Here is a 22,564-nt window from a genome sequence, read left to right on the forward strand (position 1 = left end):
CTGCTGCCGCCTCACCTGTCTTCAGTCATGCGCCAAGGCGAACAACCATGGCCTGACTGGAACGGCGCGTTGCAACAAATGTGGGAGCGGGCTTGCCCCGCGAAGCGCCGCTCGGGCGGCGCTCGATCTCAACGGCGCTGAAAATCCCAAGGCAAGCGCTTCGCGATGCGCCGCGCGGGCGGCGCTCGATCTACGCCGCACCGCAAACCCCAAGCCCTACCCCCAGCCCCACCACCATTCCCACCCCCCAACCCTGGGGAACACCCCCCAAATTCAACCTGCACAAAAACACCCGCCCAAACCCCAACCCCCCGCCCCACAAGCCCTCCAGCCCATTTCCAGGCACTTGGCACGGCAGTTGCCGCTCCCCTGCCAGACGCCCCAAGTCCATGGGCCCGTTTGCAGGAGGAATAGACTCATGCACCGACCGATCCCCAACCCGCTGGCCGTGGCGATTTTCGCCAGCATGCTCCAGCTCCCGGCGCAGGCAGCGCTGTTTGCCGTCGACACCGGTCCCTACAACCCCGCCAATGGCGGCTTTGCCGCCTGGTATCAGGACACCCACGGGCGAACCCTGGACCTGTGCCTGACCAAGGCGGTCAGCTCACGTGTCGCCGGCGCCCCTGGGGCCCCGAGCTACATGTGCACCCTGCTGCCAACACCGGGCGTATTCGATGACACCCAACCCATCGTCTTCCCCAGCAACTTCCCCGACGAGGCCTTCTGGTTCACTGCCGACGCTGCCATCGTCGACGCCGCCCGCGGCATCGACCTCAGCTACGGCACGGCAATCGAAGCGGCCTTCGCCGCCGAAGAGCCGGTAGAAGGCGATCAGGTGAGCTTCGCCCGGGTGCGCATCCGCGTCGATGTGCCCACTGCCGGCACCTACGTGGTCACCCACCCGTACGGCGTCGAAGTGTTCGACGTACCCGCCGCAGGCCGGCGGGCAATCAACATGACCCGCGACATCGGCATCGCCGGCGCCGGCGATTTCAGCGGCGCGCTCAAGGGTGATGTCGGGCCGTTCCTGCGCAGCGTCAACGGCCCTTACACCGAGGGCAGCGAACGCTTCATCGGCGACCCCAACCTGGAAGAGCGCGTCACCGGCAGCCCGTTCAATACCAACTTCGTGCGCATCGAAGGCCCTGGCGGCATCGACCTGCGTACCGAGCTGTTCTCGATTTCGGGCAAGCTTTCCGATGTGGCCAGGCCGACCCCGTTGATGCCACTGCGCAGCACCTACTCACGGCATACCGAAAACGGCGACCTGCGTGCCCAGCAGGATGTGTTCGTGATGGCCCCGCCACCGCCGGCTGCCGTCACCCTGACCAGCCAGACGCCCAACCTGAACCTGACCGAAGCCAACGGTACCGGCGCCTGGTATGCCCAGTCGGTGCTCAACCCGATCGTCCCGGCCACGTTGCTGCTGACCGCCGACAACAGTGTGGCGATCCCTACCAGCAGCCCGGCCACCGCCAACCTGCCACTTACCGACCTGGTGACCATCACCCGCGCCGAATTCAGCCTGGCCAGCGGCCAGCTGACCCTGGTGGCAAGCACCAGTGACGAGACCAGCCCGCCGGTGCTTTCGGCGCGAACCGGCAACGGCACCTTCATCGGCAACCTGGCGGGTAACGGTGCGGTGAAGACGCTAAGCACCTCCCTCTCGCCCATCCCGCCGGCCAAGGTGCAGGTCACCAGCGCCAATGGCGGTAGCGACAGCGAAGACGTGGTGCTGGTGCCATGAACAGACAAAGGCTCCGCCTTCAAGGAGGCAGCATGAACACTTGGCAACGCCGCGCGCTGTTGGCCGCCGGTTTCTCCCTCACTGTCAGCAGCGCGGCCTGGGCCGCACTGTCCGATGTCGACCCGGGCCCCTACACCTTCGCCACGGGTGGTTACCCGATGTGGTACAAGGACGCCAACAACCTGTCCCTGGAGCTGTGCCAGTCGCGCGCCACCAGCACCCGAGCGCCTGGCGCACCGGGTGCACCGGCGTACATGTGCACCTTGCTGCCAGAGCCGGGCGTGTATGACGACGCCCTGCCGCTGGTGTTCCCCGACAACTGGCCACCGGAGATGTTCTGGTTCCTGGCCGAAACCGAGATCCCGCAGGTAGGCAACAGCGGCTACGAGCTGGAAGTCTATGTGGCGGGGCTGGAAGCCGCCTTCGCGGCGGAAAACCCGGTAGACGGCGACCAGCAGAGCTTTGCCCGTATCCGTATCCGCGCCTCGGTGCCCCGTACCGGTACCTACACCATTACCCACCCCTATGGTGTGGAAACGGTCAACGTGACCACAGCCGGTCGCCGGGCGATCAACATCACCCGCGACATCGGCATCGGCGCCCCCGGCAACTTCACCGGCGCGCTCAACGGCAACCTCGGCCCATGGCTGCGTGGCGCCGGCGGGCCCTATACCGAGGTCAACCCGGACACCGGCGCCAGCGAGACCTTCGTCGGCGACCCGAACCTCACCGAAGCGGTCACCGGCAGCCCGTTCAACACCAACTTCGTACGCATCGAAGGCCCACCCGGGGCTATCCAGACCAACGTGTTCACGGTGTCGGGCAAGGTGCTCGACCAACGTGCGCAAACCCCGGTAACCCTGGAACGGGCCACGTACTCGCGCAACGGCACCGGCACCCGCGTCGAGGTCTTCGCCAAGGCCCCCAACGACGCCAGCGTGTGCCTGCGCAATGGCCTGGCGCTGGTGGGCACACCGCCCTCGCCTTGCCAGTTCAGCCTGCTTGCGGATAACAACGGCCTGTTCTTCAGCCAGCAGCTCAGCCAGGTCGCACCGCCACCGGTGGTGGTGGTCACCGCCAGCACGACGGCCGGCGGCACCCGCCCGACCGCGTTGTCGAGCAAGTTGAGCGACGTGGTCAAGGTGAACACCGCACGCTACGACTGGGCCAACAAGCGCCTGGTGATCGAAGCGCGCTCCAGCGACGAAGTGGTGATCCCCGACCTGGTCGCTCAAGGCTATGGTCGGCTGTCCAAGTCCGGCACCGTGCAAAGCCTGACGGTCAACGACCTGGCTCAACCACCGGCTAGCGTTACCATCAAATCCGCCCATGGCGGCAGCGATGTGGAACCCGTGATCGTGGTCGGCAACGCGCCGGTCGAAGCCGCCAACCAGCCGCCGCTGGCCCAGGCCGACACCGGCAGCACCAGCGTCGGCGTGCCACTGACCCTCAACCTGCTGCAGAACGACAGCGACCCCGACGGCAACGTGCCGCTGGCCATCAGTGACCTCACTCAACCGGGTACGGGCCTGGGCGGCGTCGTGCTCAACGGCACTACCTCGGTCACCTACACCCCGCCAGCAGGCGCAACGCAACCTCTGGTGGCCACCTTCAGCTATCAGGCGGTGGATGCCAAAGGGCTGAAGTCGACACCGGCTACCGTGACCGTCAACGTTGCCCCCAACCAGCCGCCAACCGTGGCTGCCCAAACCGTCGCGACACTGGGTGTACCGCTGACCATCAACGTGCTGGCAGGCGCCGCCGACCCTGAAGGCAACAACCCGCTGGTGGTCGCTGCCGTCACGCAGCCGGCTGCCGGTCGCGGCACGGTCAGCACCGACGGCAGCACGGTCACCTACACCCCGCCGGCCACGGTCACTGCGGCGTTCAGTACCACGTTCACCTTCCAGGTACGTGACGCGCTCGGCGCGCTGTCCAACCCCGGCACCGTCACCGTCAACGTGTCACCACGCCCCGCCGCCGAGACCTTCGCGGTCACGGCCGCAACGGTCCAGGCACGCTCCAACAACCGGTACAACTGGGACATCAGCGGCACGTCCTCGGTGACCACCGGTAACACCATCACCGTGCGCGTCACGACTACCACCGGTGTGCAGACCTTGGGCACCACCACGGTACCGCTGACCGGCCGCTGGCGCCTGGTGGTGAGCAACAGCACGACGGTGATCCCGACAGCGGCCCCGACGGCAACCGTTACCACCAGCCAAGGCACCACCCGCACTGTCAACGTGACCGTGCAGTGAGGCCGGGAGAACGCCATGAACCGTCTGTACCCACTGCTGTTGTGCCTGGCACTTGCCGGCCAGGCACAGGCCGACGACCTGATGGACAACGCCGACCTTGCCGCCGGCAACGACCTCGGTGACCCGGTGATCATCCGCCTGCTGCCGGCCGGTGCTGGCCAAGTAGCGGTGATCGAGCAGCAAGGGGCGGGCAACCGCGCCGCCCTCGACCAGAACGGCCAGGCCCTGCTGGGCCGCATCGTCCAGGCCGGGGGCGCGCAGGAGGCGTACATCCTGCAAGAAGGGAGTGACCTGATGGCCAGCATCAGCCAACAGGGAAATGGCAACAGCGCGTCGATCCGCCAGAGCGGCACCAGCAACAGCGCCAGCATCGAGCAGATCGGCAACGACAACAGCGCCAGCATCGTGCAAGCCGGCTCGGGCCTGAGCAGTTCCGTGACCCAGGCCGGCAATGGCCAGCATGTGCAGATCACCCAATACCGATAGACCTGGAGGCACCACCATGTTCAAGCTCGCTCCGTTAAGCGCCGCTATCGTCCTGGCCCTCGCCGGCCAGGTCATGGCGGACGACAGCACCTCGACCCAGTCGCAGACCGGTAACCAGAACGTCGCCGAAGTCAAACAGACCGTCGCGCCCTTCGCCGCAGCCACCCAGACCCAGTCCGGCAAGGGCCATAACCACCTGGCGGTGCAGGACACCAGCACCAGCTACATCGACCAGAGCGCCACGGGCTCGTACAACGCCGGCTACGGTGAGCAACTGATCGAAAACGCCAGCCAGATCACCCAGCAGGCCGCCGGCACCTACAACGACGCCTTCGCCAGCCAGTCGTTGGGCGAAAACAATGAGGCGCTGCAAGTGCAGCAAGGCGCAGAGAACCGTTCGACGGTGTGGCAGGACAGCCAACTGGGGAGCCAGGCCACCACCCGCCAAAGCGGCCAGCGCAACGAAGCGTTCGTCGAGCAACTGTTCGGCGGCAGCAACAACAAAAGTTTGGTTAACCAGGACGGCCAGGACAACTACGCCGCGGCCGAGCACCTGACGCACAACGACGGCAACATCCAGATCTACCAGCAAGGCAAGCAGAACTGGGCCTACGGCGACCAGCGCGATGGCACTGGCGGCATCATCGCCATCGACCAGAACGGTACCGGCAACTCGATGGAAGTCTGGCAGGACACGCAAATCGGCAGCCAGGCCACCGTCAACCAGAACGGCCAGCTCAACGAAGGCTACATCGACCAGAGCCTGGGCAACGACAACACCGCCAGCCTGTACCAACAAGGCAAGTCCAACGCCAGCTGGTCGGATCAGTTCGAAACCACCCACTCGAACACCAGGGTCTCGCAGGCCGGCACCAGCAACCTGCATTTCACCTACCAGAACGGTGACAACCAGAGCCTGACCATCAACACCCAAGGCACGGGCAACAAGGTCATGGCCAGCAACTGGAAGGGCGAGAAACTGGGTGGCCAGTTCGGCAGCGACCAGACCGCCGTGATCAACCAGAAAGGCACCGGCAACGCCGTCAACCTGACCCAGAACGGCAATCTGCAGCTGGCCAACCTGGGCCAGAAAGGCACCAACAACTCGATGGAAACCAAGCAGGCCGACAGTAACAACGAGCTGTACTTCGAGCAGAACGGCACCGACAACATCCTGGTCGCCGACCAGCGCGGCACCGACAACTACGCCACCGGCGACACCACCGGTACCGGCAGCACCATCACCCTCGACCAGTCCGGCTACGCCAACCAGAGCTACACCACGCAGCTGTACGGCAGTGGCAACAACGCCAACATCAAGCAGACCGACACCGCCAACGTCGCCTACGTGACCCAGGGCGGCAACAACAACAAGGCCATCGTCGACCAGGCCGGCGCCAACCAGAGCGCCACCATCACCCAGATGGGCAACGGCAACACGGCTACCGCTACTCAGCGTTAACGGCTCCCCCCTTGAACCGCGGCGTCTTCTCTCCCTGGCGTCCGCGGTTCCTTTTTCATGCCTGGGTCTTCAATAGTCTGTGCGGGCCCTATCGCCGGCAAGCCGGCTCCCACAGGTACTGCGCAGGTATCAAAAGCTGTGGTGGTCTTGTGGGAGCCGGCTTGCCGGCGATAGGCCAGACAGGCCAACAGCGTTAGAATGGCGATTCCCCACACCAGCGCCACCACCATGATCCAGTCCGACCTCGACCTGTTCGGCCCCCAGCCGCAACGTCTGGCCAGCCACACCGTGCTGCTGCCCGGCTTCGCCCTGGCCGAGGTCGAAGCGCTGCTCGATGCCCTGCGCCCGGTGCTGCGCGCTGCACCGTTCCGGCACATGCAGACGCCGGGCGGCCTGAACATGGCAGTGGCGCTGACCAACTGCGGTTCGCTGGGCTGGGTGAGTGACAGCAAAGGCTATCGCTACAGCCCGACCGACCCGCTCAGCGGCAAGCACTGGCCGGCTCTGCCCCAGGTGTTGCTCGCCCTCGCGGGTCGCGCGGCTACGGCGGCGGGCTTCGACGGTTTTGTGCCAGATGCCTGCCTGGTCAACCACTACCTCCCCGGCACCCGCCTGAGCCTGCACCAGGACCGCGACGAGGCGGATTTCGGCCAGCCGATCGTGTCGATTTCTCTGGGTTTGCCGGCGGTATTTCTGTTCGGCGGGCTACAGCGTTCGGACCGAACCCAGCGGATACCGTTGAGCCATGGCGATGTGCTGGTGTGGGGTGGCGAGGACCGGTTGCGCTTTCATGGGGTGTTGCCTATCAAGCCGGGCGTGCATCCGAGGATGGGGGAGCGGCGGATCAATCTGACGTTGCGCAAGGCGGGTTAACAAACCGTGGGAGCGGATTTATCCGCGATGCGCCGCGCGGGCGGCGCTCGATATCCGACGCCCCGCAGAAATCAAGGCAGGCGCCTGCCAATCTCAACACGGTCTCAGGCCGGGCAGATTGTGTTCCCGGTGTTATCCGAGGCGCATGCCTTGAGCTTTGCAGCGTCGCGCAAATCGAGCGCCGCCCGCGCGGCGCATCGCGGATGAATCCGCTCCTACGGTTTATTGCAATGTGCCGCAGTCTGACAGGCCATGGATGTCCGCATTGAGACCTCATTGCTGTTGCGACTGGCTCAGGTACTTGTCCACCCCAGCCTTGCCCTCCCCCGCATCCCCCGCCACCTGCCACAAGCGCCGTTCGATGCCCTGCGCCAGCAAATGCCCCACCGCCGCCTCGATCGCCGACAGCACACACAACTGCGCCGGCTCGTTGGTGGTGTACCCGACCTCCGCCTCCAGCAGCTTCTTGAACTCGATGAACTTGAACACCCCGGCGCTACGCCCCACCGAATAGATAGTCTTGCTGGTCATCACGTTGGCCAGCACCTGCCCGGTGCGCACATCCACCGCGCGCAGGTTGACCGTCACCTGGTCCACCCGGTATTCGCGGGAGATGTCGATCCCTAAGTAGCGCGCACCTTCCCCACCGCTGCGCACGTTGGTGTCGTAGGCGATGATGCCGCCTTCGAGCATCAGGTTGGCGGCCTGCAGGGGGGGCAGCTCGGCCATGATGTTTTCCGCCACGTCGGGCTTTTTCTGCGAGGCGCGGATGATCTTGCGTTCGGTCAGCAGGTTCTGCAGGCCTTCGCGCTCCAGCACCACGAACCAGCCGCTGGCACTCAGGGCATCCATCAGCATGCTCGCGGCACCTTGGGTGACGCTGGTGGAGAACGAGCTGGCCGGGGTGGGTTTGTATTGGCCCGTCTGGTCGCGGAAGCCGTAGACCACCGCCATCAGCCGGCCTCTGGGGCGCGGCATGTTGATCAGGTCGTAGTAGGTCGAGGCGCGCGGGGTCAGGGTCGGGGTTTCCGAGTCCTGTTCGGCCGACATCGGTTCGCGCAGGCTGCAACCCTGAAGGCCTTGCAGCGCGGCGAGGATCAGCAAAGTGCTCAACAGACGTTTCATGGTGTTCTCTCCCCAACTAAAAGCCCTTCCCTCTCAGGGGTTCAGGCCGCTGACCTCGATGATCGAAATTTCTCCCGTGGCGCGGTCGGTGACCTGGATGCTCAGGGCACCAGAGTCGTCGAGCACATCGATCAGGAAAGCGTCGGTGGCCATGCTGCCGGTCTGGCCGTTGCTGATGTTGTCCAGCAGCTGCGACAACATGCGCGACTCCAACTGGTTGCTGAAGCGCTCCAGGGCCGAGGTGCCGCCAAAGGCAGCGGTGCGGTCCTTGAGGTCGGGGTCGTCGTAGTCGTTCTGCGCCTGGGCGTTGTTCAGCAGCCAGGTGCCGTTGAGCGGGTTGCCGCCGAAGGCCGGGTTGACCGGGGTGTACACCAGCTCCGTGGCCTGGGCGGCGAAGGCGCCGGCCAGCAGGCTGGCTGCGATGCAGTGCGCAATGCGGGTGTTCATAGCTCATCCCTCTCCAGATCAGTGGTGTCCTGGAGCAGGCGTTGCAGCTTGCGCTGAATCACCTCCTGCTTGACCAGGTCGGCGGCCGCGACGGCCTCTTCTTTCAATTGGGTGACGTTGGGCGGCAGAAAGCGCCGGTACAGCACGTCGCGCTCGAATTCCACCGTCACCAGGCTGCCCCAGCGGGCATCCGGGCGTTCGCGCACCACCAGGTTGAAATCCAGGCGGCTGGTGGCGCGCAGGCGGTCGGCGAAGTAGTAGTAAAAGTCGTGGCCGATGTGCGAGATGGTGTTGTCGACGATAAAACCCTTCATCTCGTCCTCGGCTTCGGCCCGGGCCACACCGGACACCCCGGCGGCCAGCAGCAGGCCAAGGCTCAGGCAAAACACATTGAGGCCTTTCATGGCGTGTCTCCGGAACCCGCGCTATGGGTTTGCGCGCCGCTGGCGCTTTCGTTGAAGGCTTGTTCGGCGACGAACTGCCAGTCGCTGTAGTGCTCAAGGCCTTCGAAGCCCGACCACTGGGTGTCGAAGCCGCTGCGCTTGAACGGGGTCGCGTCGGAGCGGCTGTGCACGCCGGTGATACGCCCATCGATCGAACGCAGCAGGCCCCATTCGTCACTGCCGGTGATCGGGTCCGGGTACAGCCGGCGAATGTGATGCCGGGCCTCGGGGAAGCGGTTGTCGTCAAGCAGGTCGGCCAACGCCTGCGGGTACTGGGCCAGGCCCGGCGAGGCGCGGTAGTAGCTGCGCAGGGCCTGGGCATACTGGCTGCCCACCCACAGCAACTGGCGTTCGTGATCGCGCTGGGCAGCGCTCGACCACACCGTGCCAGTGGCCGCCAAGGCCACGCTGCTGACCGCAATCAGCAACAGCACGCCCAGGTAGGTGAAGCCGGTGCAGGCCTTACCACTCAGCGAAGAGGCTGCCATCACGTGCCCTCCCTGTTGCACCGCTCTTGATATCGGCCACACCGCCTGCCACGCCTTCCGGCGGTGGCACCAGCTGCCAGGCATCGCTGCGTTCGGTGATCGGGTCCACCGGGGTGTTGCGCAGGTAACGCAGCTCGACCAGTTGCTCCAGCGAATCGGGGTAGTGCCCGGTGTCGCCGTAGAAGTGATCGAGCGATTCGCGCAGCACCGCCAGGCTCTGGCGCAGGCTGGCCTCGCGGGCGCTCTCCAGGCTGTTGAAGTAGCGCGGCATGGCGATGGTCATCAACGTGGCGATGATCGCCATCACCACCAGCAGTTCGATCAGGGTGAAGCCTTGGCTGCGTTTCATGGCCGTCACCATTGCCCGTAGGGGATATTGTTGAGCCCTTTGCCGCGGGCTTTGGAGTACACGTCGAAGACGTCCTGGCCTTCACGCGGGTTGTCCGGGCTGCTGTCATAGGCGCGTACGCCCCAGCCACCGCCGTCTTCGCCCTTGGCCGCCAGCAGCGGGTCGTGCGGGATGCGCCGCAGGAAGTAGAACTTCGCGCCTTTGGCGCTGCGCACATCGCGCACGCCATCGACCAGCACCTGCAGGTTTGGCGGGTAGCCGCTGGCGTCCAGGCGTTTTTCGATGAAGCCTGCATCGAAGGCGCGCTTGTAGGCGTCGATTGCATCGCGGATCTGGTACAGCGCCTCGCGCAGTTGCTGCTCCTTGCCCCGGCGCACCACCGTTTCGGTCAGCGGTGCGGCCATGCTGGCGAGCAGCCCGAGCAATGCCAGGGTCAGCACTACCTCGATCAGGCTGAAGCCTTGCTGGCGGCGTTTCATGGACGTGGGCTCCGAGTTGCCGGCACCACCGCCATCTGGCTTTCGACCACCGGTGCCTCACCCGGCTCGGCGTTGGGCGTGTCGGCCGGCAACGCACCGGCCGGCAGCGGCTGGGCCAGCTGGCGCACCTGCAGGCTCGATTCGGTGCCGGTGGCGAACTCCATGTCCGATGGGCTTTGGTACGGCAGGTTGCGCACAATGCGTGGGGTGATGGCCAGCACCAGTTCGGACTTGCTCATGTCGTCGCGGTTGCTGCCAAACAGCCGGCCGAGGCCCGGGATGTCGCCAAGGCCTGGGATCTTGTTGCCGCTGGAGGTCTTGTCGTTGCGTACCAGGCCTGCCAGCACCTGGGTTTCGCCGTCATGCAGGCGCAGGCTGGTCTGGGCGTTGCGGGTGTCCACCTGGACCGGGATGGTGCCCTGGCGGGTCGGCTCCAGCGGGGTGGCGTTGCTGACTTCCAGCGCCACCTTGATCGCCACTTCGTTGTTCAGGTGCACGGTGGGCTGCACTTCAAGCTTCAAGCCGACGTCCAGGTAGGTGACGCTTTCGGTGATCACCGGGCCTTGGGTCGAAGGCACCGAGGTGGCGCTGATGATCGGCACGCGCTGGCCGATGTGGATGCGCGCCTGCTCACGGTTGCTGACGCGGATCACCGGGCTGGCCAGGGTGTTGATGTCCTTGTCCTGCGCGTTGATCTTCGCCTGCGGCGCCGGGGAGATGCTGATGCGGCCGGAATTGATACCGCGCAGCTGGTCGAGCACGCTGACCGGGTTGCCGTCGTCGCTCAGCACGCCGAAGGTGTTGGGCCATTGCAGGCCGAGGTCGAGGATGCGCGAGCGGGCCACTTCCATGACCTCCACTTCCAGCACCACCTCGGGGTTGGACTGGTCCTGGGACTGCAGCAGCTTCTCGGCCATGCGCACGGCATCCGGGGTGTCGCGCATGGTCAGGGTGTTGAGGCGCTCGTCGACGAACACGTCGCGGGTCTTGAGCATGGTCTTGACCATGTTCAGCGCTGTGTTGGCATCGATGCTGGTCAGGTAGAAGGTGCGCATGACCAGTTCCTGGTAGTCCTTGGTCTTCTGCGGCGAGTCGGGGTAGATCAGCAGGGTGTTGTCGTTGACGATCTTCTGGTGCAGCTGGTTCTGCTCCAGCAGCAACGCCACGGCATCTTCGATGCGCACATCCCGCACGAAGAGGGTGGCTTTCATGTCCGGGCGCAGGTCTTTGTCGAAGATGAAGTTGATGCCCGCCACCTGCGACAGCACTTCGAAAATGGTCTTCACCGCGGCGTCGCGAAACTCCAGGGTGACCGGGCGCTCCAGCTTGCTGCGCAATTGCGGGAACGGCTGCGCGGTGCGCGCCTGGACGTTCTCGATGTCGCTGCGCAGCATGATGCCCTTCTGGTTTTGCGGGTCCAGGCGCAGCACTTCGCGCATGTAGCGCTCGGCGCCGAACAGGTCGCCCTGGCGCAGGGCGGCCTGGCCCAGCGCCACGCGGTCATCGAGGGTGCGCATCAGCTCGATCTGGCGGATGCCTTCCTGGGCGCGGCGGTTGTTCGGCTCGAAGGTGAGCACGCGGCCATAGCCCATGCGCGCGCCGGCGAAGTCGTGGCGGGCACGGTCGCTGTCGGCCTGGGCAAGCAGCGCCTCGACCGCTTGCTGGCGGCCGTGGGCCAGGGCGATGTTCAGGTCGGTGTCACGCGGGTCTTCGCGCAGGGCCTCTTCCAGGCGCGCGATGCCGGCCTCGTACTGGCCTTCCTGCATCAGCTCCTGGCTATCCTTGCGCACCCCGCTCGACCCGCAGCCGGCAATGGCCACGCAGAGCGCCAGGAGCATGAACGGAGCAGGCTTGCACAACTTGGACGGCTTCATGGTGCGCTCCCGACAGACAGAGTCTGCGACTGATGCAAGGGCAGGTAGACCAGGTCCAGCTCGTTGGCCGAGACCCGGTCAAGGCGGTAGGTGTCTTCGATCACGTCGCCCTGGCGCACGACGTAGAGCTTTTCGCCGCTCTGCAGGAAGATCTGCAGGTCGTCGCGGTCGCCGATGCGGCCGATGAACTGGAAAGGCAGCGCGGGCGCCGTGGGGGCAGCCGCCACTACCGGCGTGGTGATTACAGGTTGTTCGGTGACCGTGGCCAGGGTTTGCGGGGCGGTCCATTGCTGGCGGGGGAAGAGGTCTCTGGAGGCCTGTTCCGGCCTCATCGCCGGCAAGCCGGCTCCCACAGAGGTCGGTGTTGTAGGCGCCGGCTTGCCGGCGATGGGGGCCACCTCACCTTCCTGGCCAAACCAATGCCCTGGCGCCCAGGCCAATGCCCCGGCTACCCCCAGAAACCCGACCCACATCACTGCGCGCTGAGTGTTCATCACGACCTCGACAGGTAAAGGGTCATGCGCAGGCGGCCGTTGAGCTCGCTGTCGCCGATGCGTTTGCGTTGCAGCTCGAGGTCTTCCAGCACCAGGGTGGGCAGTTGCCCCAGCAGCCCGCGCAGGAAGCCGCGGATCTGCGGGTAGCTGCCGCGTACCGGCAGGACGATCTGGTAGCGCGCCAGCTGGGTCTTCGGATCGACGCCCAGGGCGTACTCGCCACGCGCCAGGCTGATGTGCTCGGCGCTGGCCAGGTGGTACAGGCGCTCGATCAGCTCGCTGGCCTCGGGTTGCCCCGGCAGCTGCTGACGCAGGGTGTCCAGCGCTAGCTGCTCGGGCTTGACGGCAATCTTCAGTTCGCCGCGCTTGACCCGCTCGACCTGGGCGCTGGCATCGGCCTCGGTGGCGCGCAGTTCGCGCAGGGTTTGCCACTGCGGCAGTACACCGGCCAGCGCAATGCCCACCGCCAGTGCGGCGACCGCGGCGCCAGCCAGGCCGACCGGGCCAATGCGGCGCAGCTGCTCGTGGAGGATCAGGCTGCTTATGGAGTCAGGGGCGCGCATGGCCGGTCTCCCAGGTGGCAGTGAGGGTGAAGCGCACCGGGTGCTCGGGCTGGCCCGCCACCACCTCATGGTTGAGCAGCGACACATCACTTAGCTCGGCGCTCTGCTCCAGGCGGTGGTGGTATTGCAGCATCGCTTCGAGGTTGCGCGCTTCGGCGGCAATGCGGACCTGGCCCTTGCGCGCATCGGGGGTGATGCTGAGCAGGGCGACGTCTTCCTGCGGCTGCGCTTCGAGCATGGCGAACAGTTGCTGCCAGGGCCGCTGCAGTTGCTGCGAGACGCTGCGCATCTGTGCCAGGTTTTCCGCCTGTTCGCGGCTGGCGGCGCTGCTCTGCGGTGCAGCGGTGGCCGGGCGGCGGCCCAGTTGCAACTCAAGGCCGTGCACGCGGGTTTCCAGGGCCAGCTGTTCGGTTTGCAGGTGCTGTTGCAGCAGTACCAGCACGGCCACTACGGCGCCGCCGAGCACCAGCAGCGACCAGGCCAGCGGGCTGCTGCGCCGGGGTTGGAATTCCAGGTCTAGGCGGCGCATCTCAGGCCACCGCTCGCCACATGGCGCACAGTGGGTCGGCTTCGCTGGCCGGTTGGCACAGCTGCACCGCCGCCAGTTGCGGCACGTCACCCCGGCCCGGGGCATGCAGGTAGACCCGTGGCATCTGCTCGCCATACAGCTCGCAGGTGCGCTCGATCAGTGCCTGCAAGGCCTGGTCGCTGTCGGCGCAGCCTTGCGCCAATACCTGCTGCCAGGCGCCGCCTGCGGCCAGCAGCAGCACACTGCGGCGGGGTTCGGCGAGCACGAACAGGAAGTCGCCCTGCTGCAGTTGTGCCGAGCAGCGGTTGTACGCGGCCATCAGGTACGGCTGCACCGAGCGCAGCCGCAGGTGGCTGTCCCGGCCCAGCGCTTGCAGGCCTTGCAGCAGGGCCTGGGGCAGCGCGGTGGCGATGCGCGCGGCGCCAGCCGGCTCTGGTGACAGAACGATGCGCCAGTCGTCCAGCGGCTGCGCATACAGGTTCTCGAAGCAGGCACGGGCGTAGGCGTCCAGCTCGCGCGGATGGCTGATGGCATCGCTCCAGGGCACCAGGCAGAAGCGGCTGAAGCGGGCCGACAGCAGCACCTGCAACTGGCCACCACGCACGGTGTGTTCGGCCAGCAGTGCGGCGAGCACCTGCAAGGCGGCTTCCCAGGCCGGTTGCGCAGCGTCGCAGGTGAACTCGCGGCTGCCCAGCCACTGGTGCTGGTTAGCGTGCCAGCGGCCCAGGCCGACACCTTCTGCACCGAGCACGGCGCAGTATTTGTGGGAGGCATGATCACGCAATGAATGTGACACGGTTGATCTCCTCGAGTGTGGTGCGGCCCTCGCGGACCAGGTCCAGGGCGGATGCGCGCAGCAGGCGCAGGCCGCGTTGGCAGGCCAGCGCCTTGATCTGCGCGAGCGGCCGGCGTTCGACGATCATCTGCCGCAGGTCGTCGTCCAGGTGCAGCAGTTCGGCGATGGCGCTGCGCCCGCGATAGCCACTGCCGCGGCATTGGCCACAGCCTTGGGCGCGGACGAACTGCCAGCCATGCACGGCGTCGCGGGTCAGGCCGGAAGCGGCGAGGATTTCGTCATCGGCCTCGCAGGGGGTGCAGCAGTGCGGGCAGGCCAGGCGGATCAGGCGCTGGGCCAGCACGGCATTGAGCGCAGAAACGAAGCTGTAGGGGTCGACCTGCATCTGGCTGAAGCGGCCGATCACATCGAAGACGTTGTTGGCGTGGATGGTGGTGAACACCAGGTGGCCGGTGAGCGCCGACTGCACGGCGATCTGCGCGGTGTCGGGGTCGCGGATCTCGCCGACCAGGATCTTGTCCGGGTCGTGGCGCAGGATCGAGCGCAGGCCGCGGGCGAAGGTCAGGCCTTTCTTCTCGTTGACCGGGATCTGCAGCACGCCGGGCAGCTGGTATTCGACCGGGTCTTCGATGGTGATGATCTTGTCCACGCCGTGGTTGATCTCGCTGATCATGGCGTACAGGGTGGTGGTCTTGCCGCTGCCGGTGGGCCCGGTGACCAGGATCATGCCATAGGGTTCGGCAGCCAGGCGGCGCAAGGCGCGCAGGGTTTCGTCGGCAAAGCCCAGGGCCTGCAGCTGCACGCCGCTGACCCGGTCGGACAAGTCCTGCTTGTCGAGCACCCGCAGCACCGCGTCTTCACCGAAGATGCTCGGCATGATCGACACGCGAAAGTCGATCTGGCGGTCACCTACGGCGACCTTGAAGCGGCCGTCCTGGGGCACCCGCTTCTCGCCGATGTCGAGCTCGGCCATCACTTTGATGCGCGAGATGACCTGGTCGGCGAAGGCGCTGCCGCTGGCCTTGCCGGCGCCGTTGAGCACGCCGTCGATGCGGTACTTGATGGTCAGGCCCTGGCCGGTCATGCCCAGGTGGATATCGCTGGCATGCTGCTTGAGGGCGTCGTAGAGGGTCGAGTTGACCAGCTTGACCACCTTGCTCTGGTCTTCGCTGATGCTGGTCAGCGACAGCCGCTGCAGCGGGTCGCTTTCGCTGCTGGCCTCGGCGTCGTGGTCGAGGGCATCGACGGCGTGGAAGCTTTCTTCGTGGCGCGCCAGGAAGGTGGCAAGGTCGGCGGCGTGGGCCAGGTACAGCGGCGCGCCTTGCAGCACGTCGTCGATCCAGGCCAGGCGGCTGTGGTCGAAGGGGTCGGCGAACACGCCACACAGGTTGCCGCCCTGCTCTATCAGCACGAATTCGCGCTTCAGGCACTGGGCCAGGCTGGCCTTGTCGAAGCGCGGGGTGCTGGCCAGCAACGCCTGGCTGCACAGCACCGGGTAATGCAGGGTGGCGCCCAGGCGGCGGACGAAGGTGTCGGGGGTGTCGCAGGCAAGACGTTCCAGGCAGTTGAGCAGGCGCTCATCGCTGGCTTGCAGGCGGGCCTGGGCCAGGAGCTCCCGGGGGTAGCCCGCTGGCAGGCAGGCCGGGTTGCGCCCTATCGCGGATAAACCCGCTCCTATATCGAATGCATCGGACATGGCCTGCGACTCCGCTCAGGGGGCGCGTCGCAGGCTCGGTGAGGGCTGCGGGCGCCGCTATTCCCCTGTGAGCAGTTGGTCGTCGTCAGGCCCGGGGGGCTTGCCGCCATTACGGCGGCGGTCTGCCAGGACCCAGCTACCATCGTACAACTGCAGGGGGAACGATTCGTTCCTGGTATGGCGTCGTTCGACGTACCCTTCTGCCGGGTTGTCCGTGGCCCTGCGCCGGCGCTCGATGCCCATCAGGTCGAAGATCGCGCGGGCCAGTTCCACCAGCGGGAACGGCTTGAACAGGACATGGGTCACGCCAAGTTCGGCGGCGCGCTCACGGACCTCGGCGGTCGGGTGGGCGGTGATCAGCACGAAATGGCACTGCCTGTTCTTGCGCACGGTCTGCAGGACCTGAAACCCCTCCATGTCGGGCAAGCGGTAATCCAGCACAATCACACCCGGTGCCAGGCTCTCAGCCAGGCCGATACCACTGGCACCGTCGTGGGCAACATGGACTTCCAGGCCTTGCGCCTGCAAATACGCCTGCAGGTTCTGCGCAAGGGTCTGTTCGTCATCGACTACCAATACTCTGTTCACCAAGGTCGACTCCCAAGAACTGCCCGGTTCCCCGGTCTGCGAAGTGCGGCCTTGGTAAGGCTTGAGCAGGCTTCGTGCCAGGCGTGAATAGTCATGTCGCACCACTGTAAGCCATTGATCTGGCTAGTATCTTTAATGCCCCCAGAAACAGCCGCAGGCGCGGTGCCCCACATCCGGGGCACCTGATGGCACTTTGCCAAGCCTTTATTCCCCAGCTTTGGGGAAACGCTGGAGGGGCCGTCAGTCAGCGAGTTCCACTTTAGCGGATTCGCGCAAACGTTGGCGCACGGTTTGCCGTGCCTGCGTCTGCAATTGCGCGATGAGCGCGCCCCTGGCCAGCACCAGGCCCTGTTCGCGTATGACCGAAGGGTTATCACTTTGGTTCTGTACGCCTTGCAGTGTTTTGCGATTGGCCTGGTAGAACGCCTCTACCTCGGCCTGGGTGGGCGCCGGCACCGCGCTGAGCTGGGCATATACCTGCTGCGAAGCCAGCTCGTGGCGCATGTACTCAGCGTAAGCTGCCCGGTCGAAACCTGCATCGGCCAGGCGCCTTTCGAACAGCGCCGGGCTGCCGAATGCCGCCTCCACCTCACCCACCTGCGCCGCTACCTGTTCGTCGCTGATGGCGATGCCGCGGCGTTGCGCTTCCTGCCACAGCAACTCCTTGTCGATCAGCTCATCCAGGGCCTGGCTGCGCAGGCGCTTGTACAACGTCGGGTTGCGGATACTGCTGAGCGCACGGCCCTGGGCCTCGAGGTATTCGCTGAAATAGCGCTCCAGGCGCAGCACGCCGATGTCCACACCATTGACCCGCGCGGCAGGCATATCGGCCCAGCTCGCCTTGGCGACCACCAGTAACAGGCACAGCAACAGGGTACGCATGGCAACCTCCGCTCAAGGGCTGACCGGCACCGGCCGGTACGGGGCGACAGATGTGAAGCGCGGCCCGGGCAGGGCCACCGCGACCACGTGGGCACCGGCCATGCCCTGGCGCCGGCCCGGGCCGAAGCCGAGCGCGGGGGTAAGGCCGGTGTCGATGTCATGCAGGCCCTCCAGGGCCGCCACCAGGCGCTCGCGGCTGAGGTCGCGGCCACTTTGTTTGAGGGCCTCGGTCAGCAGGCGCAGGGCGCACAGGGTGTTGACCTGCAGCGACGCCTGGCGCGGGTCGAGGCGTTGGCGCTGCTGCAGGCCGGCCAAGCTCGCCATGCCCTGCTCGGTCCAGTCGCCAGGCACGAACGGATAGGCCAGGAATACCCGTTGCGACCAGTACGCAGGCAGCGCGGCCACGGCGCCGGTCACTTGGCTGGAGGCGGCGAACAGGTAGGGTGCTCGGCCTGCCGCCTGCAACGCCGCCGCCAGTTCGGCAAAGGCCTGGGCGCGGCCGATGAAAACTACCCCCTGCCCCTGCACGGCCTGGCCGCTGAAGGCCTCGATCGGTGCGGGCTGCCAACCCTGCTGCTGCAAGCGCTCGCGCACGAGCTCGGCCAACGCTGCCTGATCGGTGCCGGCGTACACCACGCGCAGGGCGCCCGGTGCCAGGCCAAGGTTGGCGCGGGCATGGGCGGCCAGGCTCAGCAATTGGGTGTCGATGCCCGGCAGCGGGTCGAATATCTGCACACTGCCGCCACTGCGCGGCGCGCTGCCGATCAAGGGCACGCCTTGCTGTTCAAGCACCGTGGCCAGGCGCTGGTCGAGCATCGGCGCCAATGGGCTGACCAGGGCAAAGGCCTGCTGTTCACCGAGCAACCGCTGCAGGGCTTGCTCGGCGCTGGCCTGATCGTCCCCGGGGTCGGCCACCAGCAGTTCCAGGCGCCGGCCATGAATGCCGCCCTGCTGGTTGAGTTGTGCTACGCCGTCTTCAAGCACGGCGCGCACCACATGGCCGGCGCCCGCCAATGGCCCCGTGGTGGGTATCAAGGTGCCCAGGCGCAATACCCCCTCCTCTACACCCGGGTCGCGGTCTTCTGCCAGGCGTTTCAGGTAGGCGTTGAGGTTGCGCTGGTCGGCCAGGGTCAGCTCGAAGCGCGGCATGGCCGGGTCGAGACGGTTGCCGGCAGGGTCTACGCCGTGCTGGATGGCCCTGCCCAGGGTGGCACCGGTGTAGGCTGGATAGCTACGCCCGTTGCTCTGGCGTGGGCCTTGGCCGAGGGCCAGGCGTTGCCAGTCAAGGCTTGGTGGGCGCACCCCCCCTTCGGCGCGGCCCTGGCCGTCCGTGCCGTGACAACTGGCGCAGGGCAGCACGCTGGCGGGCACGGTCATGTTGCTGGCGCCGACGCGGGCGGTGAGTTGGGCGTCGCTGCTGGACAGGCCTTCGCGGTAGAGACGCTTGCCGGCTTGTTCGCTGGCAGTAAGCTCCAACGCCAAGGCTGGGGCACAGACAGCCAAGCCAAGCATCAGCATGAATCCAGCTCTGTTCATTCTGGCCTCATCGCCGGCAAGCCGGCTCCCACACGGTTGGGCGCCGCGCTGCATACCCTGTGGCAGCCGGCTTGCCGGCGATGAGGCCCACAGGAACACTGACGGCTCCAGGGTCAAGTGCCATTTACCGCCCCGCCAAAGGCTGGGCCAGCAGCTGCATGCGCTGGGCGATGGCCGCTGGCGGCGCATCGGGGCGGATCTTGCTCCAGCGTTTGCCGGCTACGTCACCGGCTATCAGCTGGGTCGAGTGCTGTTCGGGGCTGGGCAGGAACTGGCCGATGCGGCCCAGCACCAGGTCGACACTGGCCTTGTCGCCGGTCAGGAACAGCCAGTTGGCACTGTCCACGCCCTGCTTCTGGGCAAACGCCTTGAGCGCTGCCGGGGTGTCGTTGAGCGGGTCGCTGCTGATCGACACGAAGGTCACCTGGCTGGCCAGCGCCGGGCCCATGGCCTCGCGGACTTCACGCAGCTTGCGGGTAATCAGCGGGCAGGCGTCGGTGCAGTGGGTGAAGATCACGTTGAGCATCACCACCTTGTCCTTGAGCACGTCACTGTAGAAGCGCAGCGCACGGCCGTTCTGGTCCTGCAGCACGGTGTCGGTGAACCACGCCTGGGCATCGCGGGTGCCGCCGCCGCTGGCCATGGTCGGTGGCGCCGGTTGCGGGCTGGGGGCCTGGGGCGCATGGCCTTCGTGGGCCATGGCCATCGAGGCGAAAATCCACAGGCAACCGGCCAGGACCAGCCAGTCGAAGCTGCGCATGGCGCCATGGCGGGGGGCGTGAGTGCTCATGGTTGCACCTCCTGATGTTCGGCGATGGCGGTGCTCTTGGCGTGCACACGGCGGGCGCTGAGGCGGTTGATTTCGCCAATCAGCACGGCCGGGTCGGTGAAGCCGTAGTAGCGTGTCCAGTGGCCGCTGCGCCCGTCACCCACCAGGATCAACGGCGGGTGCTGGGTCAGGTCGGCGCTGAAGCTGCCCAGGCCTTTCAGGGTTTCGGTAATGGCGTATGGCGAGCCGGTCAGCCAGCTCCAGCCCGGGCCGTGCTGGAAGGCCTTGGCATAGTTCTGCAAGCGCCTGGAATCGTCACGCTGCGGGTCGACGCTGATCGACACCAGGCGGATTTCCTCGCCAACCCTGCCGCCCAATTGCTGCTGGACCTTGCCCATGATCGACGACACCACCGGGCACACGGTGGTGCAGCTGGTGTAGATGAAGCCCATGACCACCAGGTGCTCGCCAACCAGGTCCTTCTCCAGGCGCACCGGCATGCCGTTCTGGTCCAGCAGCGACACATCGGCAAAGCGCACGCTGGCCTTTTCCTGGCGCGCCGCTGCCTGTGGTTCGGCAGGGCCGTTGTGGTCATGGCCGGCATGGGCCAGGGCCAGGTTGCTGAAGCCGGCCAGGGCCAGGCTCAGGGCAAGCAGCTTGCAAGAATGCTTGGCGTTCATTGCACATTCCTCACTTCAGTCTGGGAAGCGGCAGACGCTGCGGCCGGCAGGACGCGCAGGCTGGTGTAGTTTTCTTCGGTGAACTTGCGCCCGAGCGACGGCGACTGCACATGCAGGTACCAGGCACCGGCCTCGGGCAGCTGCAGCGCGGCCTGGTACACGCCCTCGCCCACTTCTTCCAGGCGCAGGTTGCGTGGCATCGACGACGGTGCCAGGAAGTAGCGCAAGGTCAGGTCGTCCAGGCCGACGCGCGGGCGGCCATCGTCGCCGACGATGCGCACCTTGGCGGTGAAGGCGCTGTGCTGCGGCAGGGGCTGGTCGAGGCCGATGAACTCGGCGTGCGCGCCCTTGCGCTTGCTGGCGTCGGGCGCAGCCGCCACATCGGTGCTGAAGCAGTGGATGATCTGCGGCTGGTTGAGCAGGAACGCCACGTCGAACTTGCCCGCCGCCGGCATTTTCACCGTCGAGCCATACACCCCCGGTGCCAGCTCGCGCAGGCTGCGGTCGATGACGATGGCCGCGCGGGCCTGGTGGCCACGGTTGTTGTAGCCGGACATCGGCGCGTTCATGCCCTCGGCGTAGAAGTAGGTGGTGTTGTCCACGGGGTTGACCACGAACACAGAGTTGTCATCGCGTGACACCGACAGCCCCTGGGCCAGCGGCAGGTCACCGGCCTGGCGCGGCGCGGCAGGGCCGGCTTCGAAGCCCTGGACGATGGGCTGACGCCCCTCGCCCAGGCTGCTCAGGTTGATCATGCTGACCCTGGACGACGCCAGGCCGCGCACGTAGGCATAGCCTTTGGTGAAGGTCAGCTGGTAGGGCTCGGCCGCCACCGGGATGCGGTGGATCAGCTTGTCGGTGCTGGCATCGATCACCAAGGCCTGGTTTTCCAGGGTGTTGAGCACGATGCCGTAGCGCCCATCGCTGCTGAAGCGCATCGGGCCCAGGCCCTGCTCGGCCTGTACCGTGTGGCGCAATTGGTGGGTGCGGGCATCGTAGACACGCACCGTGCCCTCCGAGCCATCGCTCACGTACACCGCCTGGGACAGCGCCGAATAGGCCACCGCCAAGGGGTGCGGGCCGACCTCCAGGGTTTTTACCAGGCGCATTTCGGGGATGTCGATGATGCTCAGGGTGCCGCCGTCGCGGTTGCTGACAAAGGCGTAGCGCGAGTCGGTGCTGAAGGCGATTTCGTGGTGCCCCGACCCTGTGGCGAAGCTCTTGAGCGTGCTGCGGCCCGGTACATCGATCACCGTTACCCCGCCCTTGGCCGGGTCGTCGCTGTTGTTGCCGACCCACAGCCGGTGCTGGTCGGGTTGCAGCGCCACACGCAAGGGCACCTCGCCGGCCTCCAGGGTCGCCACGCGGGTGAAGGTTTCGGTGTCGATCACCGCAACCTGGCCGCGCTCGGGGATCGACACGAACACCTGCTTGTCATCGCCAGTGGCCACCCAGTCCATGGGCCGGCCCGGCAGCTCGATGCGCGCCAGGGTGCTGGTGATACCGCCCACCGACACCGTCGGGTCGATTACCGTCAGGCTGGCGTCCTTGTTCAGCACCAGCAGGAAGTAACTGTTCAGGTCCAGCAGCGGCCTTGCACCGATGCTGCTCTTGAGAAACAGCGCGACACGGGCTTTGCAGCTCTGCTCACGGGTGGTTTCCAGCGGGGCCGCCTGGGCCGGGTCGATCCACGCCCCCGGCGCCATGCCCGACAGCGGCTGGCCGCTGGCCTGGTCGGTGACCTTGAAGCGGATGTTGGCGAAGGCGCCCTCGCGCAGTTCACCGCCCGCCAGTGGCCGAGCCTCGAACTCCACCGTCAAGCCGTCGCGGCTGAGCCGGTGCAGGGCCTGCGGGTCGGCAGGCTCCTGCAGCAGCTCGCGCGGGTCGCACCAGAGCGTTTCGTAGGCCACGCCCAGGCCGATCAGCGCCGCGCCTATCAATACCCCCAGCATGGCAGGGCGAGTTTTCTTGTTATACATGGTGGTACGCCCCTT

The 22,564-nt window shown here is 66.4% G+C and carries 23 protein-coding genes; 5 read left to right on the forward strand and 18 right to left on the reverse strand.

The genetic code is table 11. From position 1 onward, the window contains the following. Positions 1–418: 418 nt before the first annotated feature. The 5 genes from ACNQPL_RS19245 (at position 419) to alkB (ending at position 6,832) form a co-directional block, all read left to right on the forward strand. Positions 419–1,747, forward strand: coding sequence for a hypothetical protein (locus ACNQPL_RS19245; protein ID WP_416467585.1), 1,329 nt, complete (start codon positions 419–421; stop codon positions 1,745–1,747). A 32-nt stretch (positions 1,748–1,779) separates the two neighbouring features. Further along, on the forward strand, positions 1,780–4,011 hold the full coding sequence (locus tag ACNQPL_RS19250) for an Ig-like domain-containing protein (RefSeq protein ID WP_416467586.1): 2,232 nt from the start codon (positions 1,780–1,782) through the stop codon (positions 4,009–4,011). Between the two features lie 15 nt (positions 4,012–4,026). Further along, positions 4,027–4,497: a curlin gene (locus ACNQPL_RS19255; RefSeq protein WP_416467587.1), complete on the forward strand. Its 471-nt coding sequence runs from the start codon at positions 4,027–4,029 to the stop codon at positions 4,495–4,497. Positions 4,498–4,513: 16 nt separating this feature from the next. Further along, positions 4,514–5,959, forward strand: a complete 1,446-nt coding sequence (locus ACNQPL_RS19260) for a curlin (protein ID WP_416467588.1) — start codon at positions 4,514–4,516, stop codon at positions 5,957–5,959. Between the two features lie 228 nt (positions 5,960–6,187). After that, positions 6,188–6,832, forward strand: a complete 645-nt coding sequence (alkB, locus tag ACNQPL_RS19265) for a DNA oxidative demethylase AlkB (RefSeq protein ID WP_346616203.1) — start codon at positions 6,188–6,190, stop codon at positions 6,830–6,832. 273 nt (positions 6,833–7,105) lie between these two features. Here the strand turns inward: alkB and ACNQPL_RS19270 are convergent, their stop codons facing one another. The 18 genes from ACNQPL_RS19270 to ACNQPL_RS19355 form a co-directional block, all read right to left on the reverse strand. Next, positions 7,106–7,957, reverse strand: a complete 852-nt coding sequence (locus tag ACNQPL_RS19270) for a CsgG/HfaB family protein (RefSeq protein WP_387532086.1) — start codon at positions 7,955–7,957, stop codon at positions 7,106–7,108. Positions 7,958–7,990: 33 nt separating this feature from the next. Continuing rightward, positions 7,991–8,404 carry a curli assembly protein CsgF gene (locus ACNQPL_RS19275; protein ID WP_387532089.1) on the reverse strand — a complete coding sequence of 138 codons (414 nt, stop codon included), beginning with the start codon at positions 8,402–8,404 and terminating at the stop codon, positions 7,991–7,993. Next, positions 8,401–8,808 (reverse strand): curli production assembly/transport protein CsgE, encoded by a 408-nt coding sequence (gene csgE / locus ACNQPL_RS19280; RefSeq protein WP_346615870.1) that lies wholly within the window; start codon positions 8,806–8,808, stop codon positions 8,401–8,403. The genes ACNQPL_RS19275 and csgE overlap by 4 nt, the downstream gene beginning before the upstream one ends. Continuing rightward, entirely contained in the window at positions 8,805–9,335 is a 531-nt protein-coding gene (locus ACNQPL_RS19285; RefSeq protein ID WP_416467589.1) for a type II secretion system protein, read from the reverse strand. Before ACNQPL_RS19285 ends, csgE begins: the two co-directional genes overlap by 4 nt. Continuing rightward, positions 9,310–9,684: a type II secretion system protein gene (locus tag ACNQPL_RS19290; RefSeq protein WP_346615868.1), complete on the reverse strand. Its 375-nt coding sequence runs from the start codon at positions 9,682–9,684 to the stop codon at positions 9,310–9,312. The genes ACNQPL_RS19285 and ACNQPL_RS19290 overlap by 26 nt, the downstream gene beginning before the upstream one ends. A 5-nt stretch (positions 9,685–9,689) precedes the next feature. Continuing rightward, positions 9,690–10,163 carry a type II secretion system protein gene (locus ACNQPL_RS19295; protein WP_346615867.1) on the reverse strand — a complete coding sequence of 158 codons (474 nt, stop codon included), beginning with the start codon at positions 10,161–10,163 and terminating at the stop codon, positions 9,690–9,692. After that, positions 10,160–12,037 carry a secretin N-terminal domain-containing protein gene (locus ACNQPL_RS19300; RefSeq protein ID WP_346615866.1) on the reverse strand — a complete coding sequence of 626 codons (1,878 nt, stop codon included), beginning with the start codon at positions 12,035–12,037 and terminating at the stop codon, positions 10,160–10,162. The genes ACNQPL_RS19295 and ACNQPL_RS19300 overlap by 4 nt, the downstream gene beginning before the upstream one ends. Continuing rightward, the gene (locus tag ACNQPL_RS19305) at positions 12,034–12,531 is read right to left on the reverse strand and encodes a hypothetical protein (protein ID WP_416467590.1); all 498 of its coding nucleotides are present in this window, start codon (positions 12,529–12,531) and stop codon (positions 12,034–12,036) included. Before ACNQPL_RS19305 ends, ACNQPL_RS19300 begins: the two co-directional genes overlap by 4 nt. Beyond that, a complete protein-coding gene (gene pilO / locus ACNQPL_RS19310) occupies positions 12,531–13,094 on the reverse strand; it encodes a type 4a pilus biogenesis protein PilO (RefSeq protein WP_416467591.1) in 564 nt (187 codons plus the stop codon). Before pilO ends, ACNQPL_RS19305 begins: the two co-directional genes overlap by 1 nt. Continuing rightward, entirely contained in the window at positions 13,081–13,623 is a 543-nt protein-coding gene (locus ACNQPL_RS19315; protein WP_416467592.1) for a PilN domain-containing protein, read from the reverse strand. The genes pilO and ACNQPL_RS19315 overlap by 14 nt, the downstream gene beginning before the upstream one ends. A gap of 1 nt (position 13,624) precedes the next feature. Then, a complete protein-coding gene (locus ACNQPL_RS19320) occupies positions 13,625–14,419 on the reverse strand; it encodes a hypothetical protein (RefSeq protein WP_416467594.1) in 795 nt (264 codons plus the stop codon). Then, complete coding sequence (locus ACNQPL_RS19325) at positions 14,400–16,115, reverse strand: GspE/PulE family protein (RefSeq protein ID WP_416467595.1); 1,716 nt, start codon at positions 16,113–16,115, stop codon at positions 14,400–14,402. Before ACNQPL_RS19325 ends, ACNQPL_RS19320 begins: the two co-directional genes overlap by 20 nt. Before the next feature lie 57 nt (positions 16,116–16,172). Then, the gene (locus ACNQPL_RS19330; protein ID WP_346615860.1) at positions 16,173–16,706 is read right to left on the reverse strand and encodes a response regulator; all 534 of its coding nucleotides are present in this window, start codon (positions 16,704–16,706) and stop codon (positions 16,173–16,175) included. A gap of 237 nt (positions 16,707–16,943) precedes the next feature. Next, entirely contained in the window at positions 16,944–17,585 is a 642-nt protein-coding gene (locus tag ACNQPL_RS19335; RefSeq protein ID WP_346615859.1) for a SurA N-terminal domain-containing protein, read from the reverse strand. Positions 17,586–17,597: 12 nt separating this feature from the next. Then, a complete protein-coding gene (locus tag ACNQPL_RS19340; protein ID WP_416467596.1) occupies positions 17,598–19,121 on the reverse strand; it encodes an ABC transporter substrate-binding protein in 1,524 nt (507 codons plus the stop codon). A gap of 124 nt (positions 19,122–19,245) precedes the next feature. Beyond that, the gene (locus ACNQPL_RS19345; RefSeq protein ID WP_416467644.1) at positions 19,246–19,881 is read right to left on the reverse strand and encodes an SCO family protein; all 636 of its coding nucleotides are present in this window, start codon (positions 19,879–19,881) and stop codon (positions 19,246–19,248) included. A gap of 26 nt (positions 19,882–19,907) precedes the next feature. Next, positions 19,908–20,570: an SCO family protein gene (locus ACNQPL_RS19350; protein ID WP_416467597.1), complete on the reverse strand. Its 663-nt coding sequence runs from the start codon at positions 20,568–20,570 to the stop codon at positions 19,908–19,910. Continuing rightward, complete coding sequence (locus tag ACNQPL_RS19355; protein ID WP_416467598.1) at positions 20,567–22,549, reverse strand: cytochrome D1 domain-containing protein; 1,983 nt, start codon at positions 22,547–22,549, stop codon at positions 20,567–20,569. Before ACNQPL_RS19355 ends, ACNQPL_RS19350 begins: the two co-directional genes overlap by 4 nt. Positions 22,550–22,564: the final 15 nt, after the last annotated feature.

The organism is Pseudomonas sp. LFS044 (assembly GCF_047978245.1).
Classification (GTDB): Bacteria; Pseudomonadota; Gammaproteobacteria; order Pseudomonadales; family Pseudomonadaceae; genus Aquipseudomonas.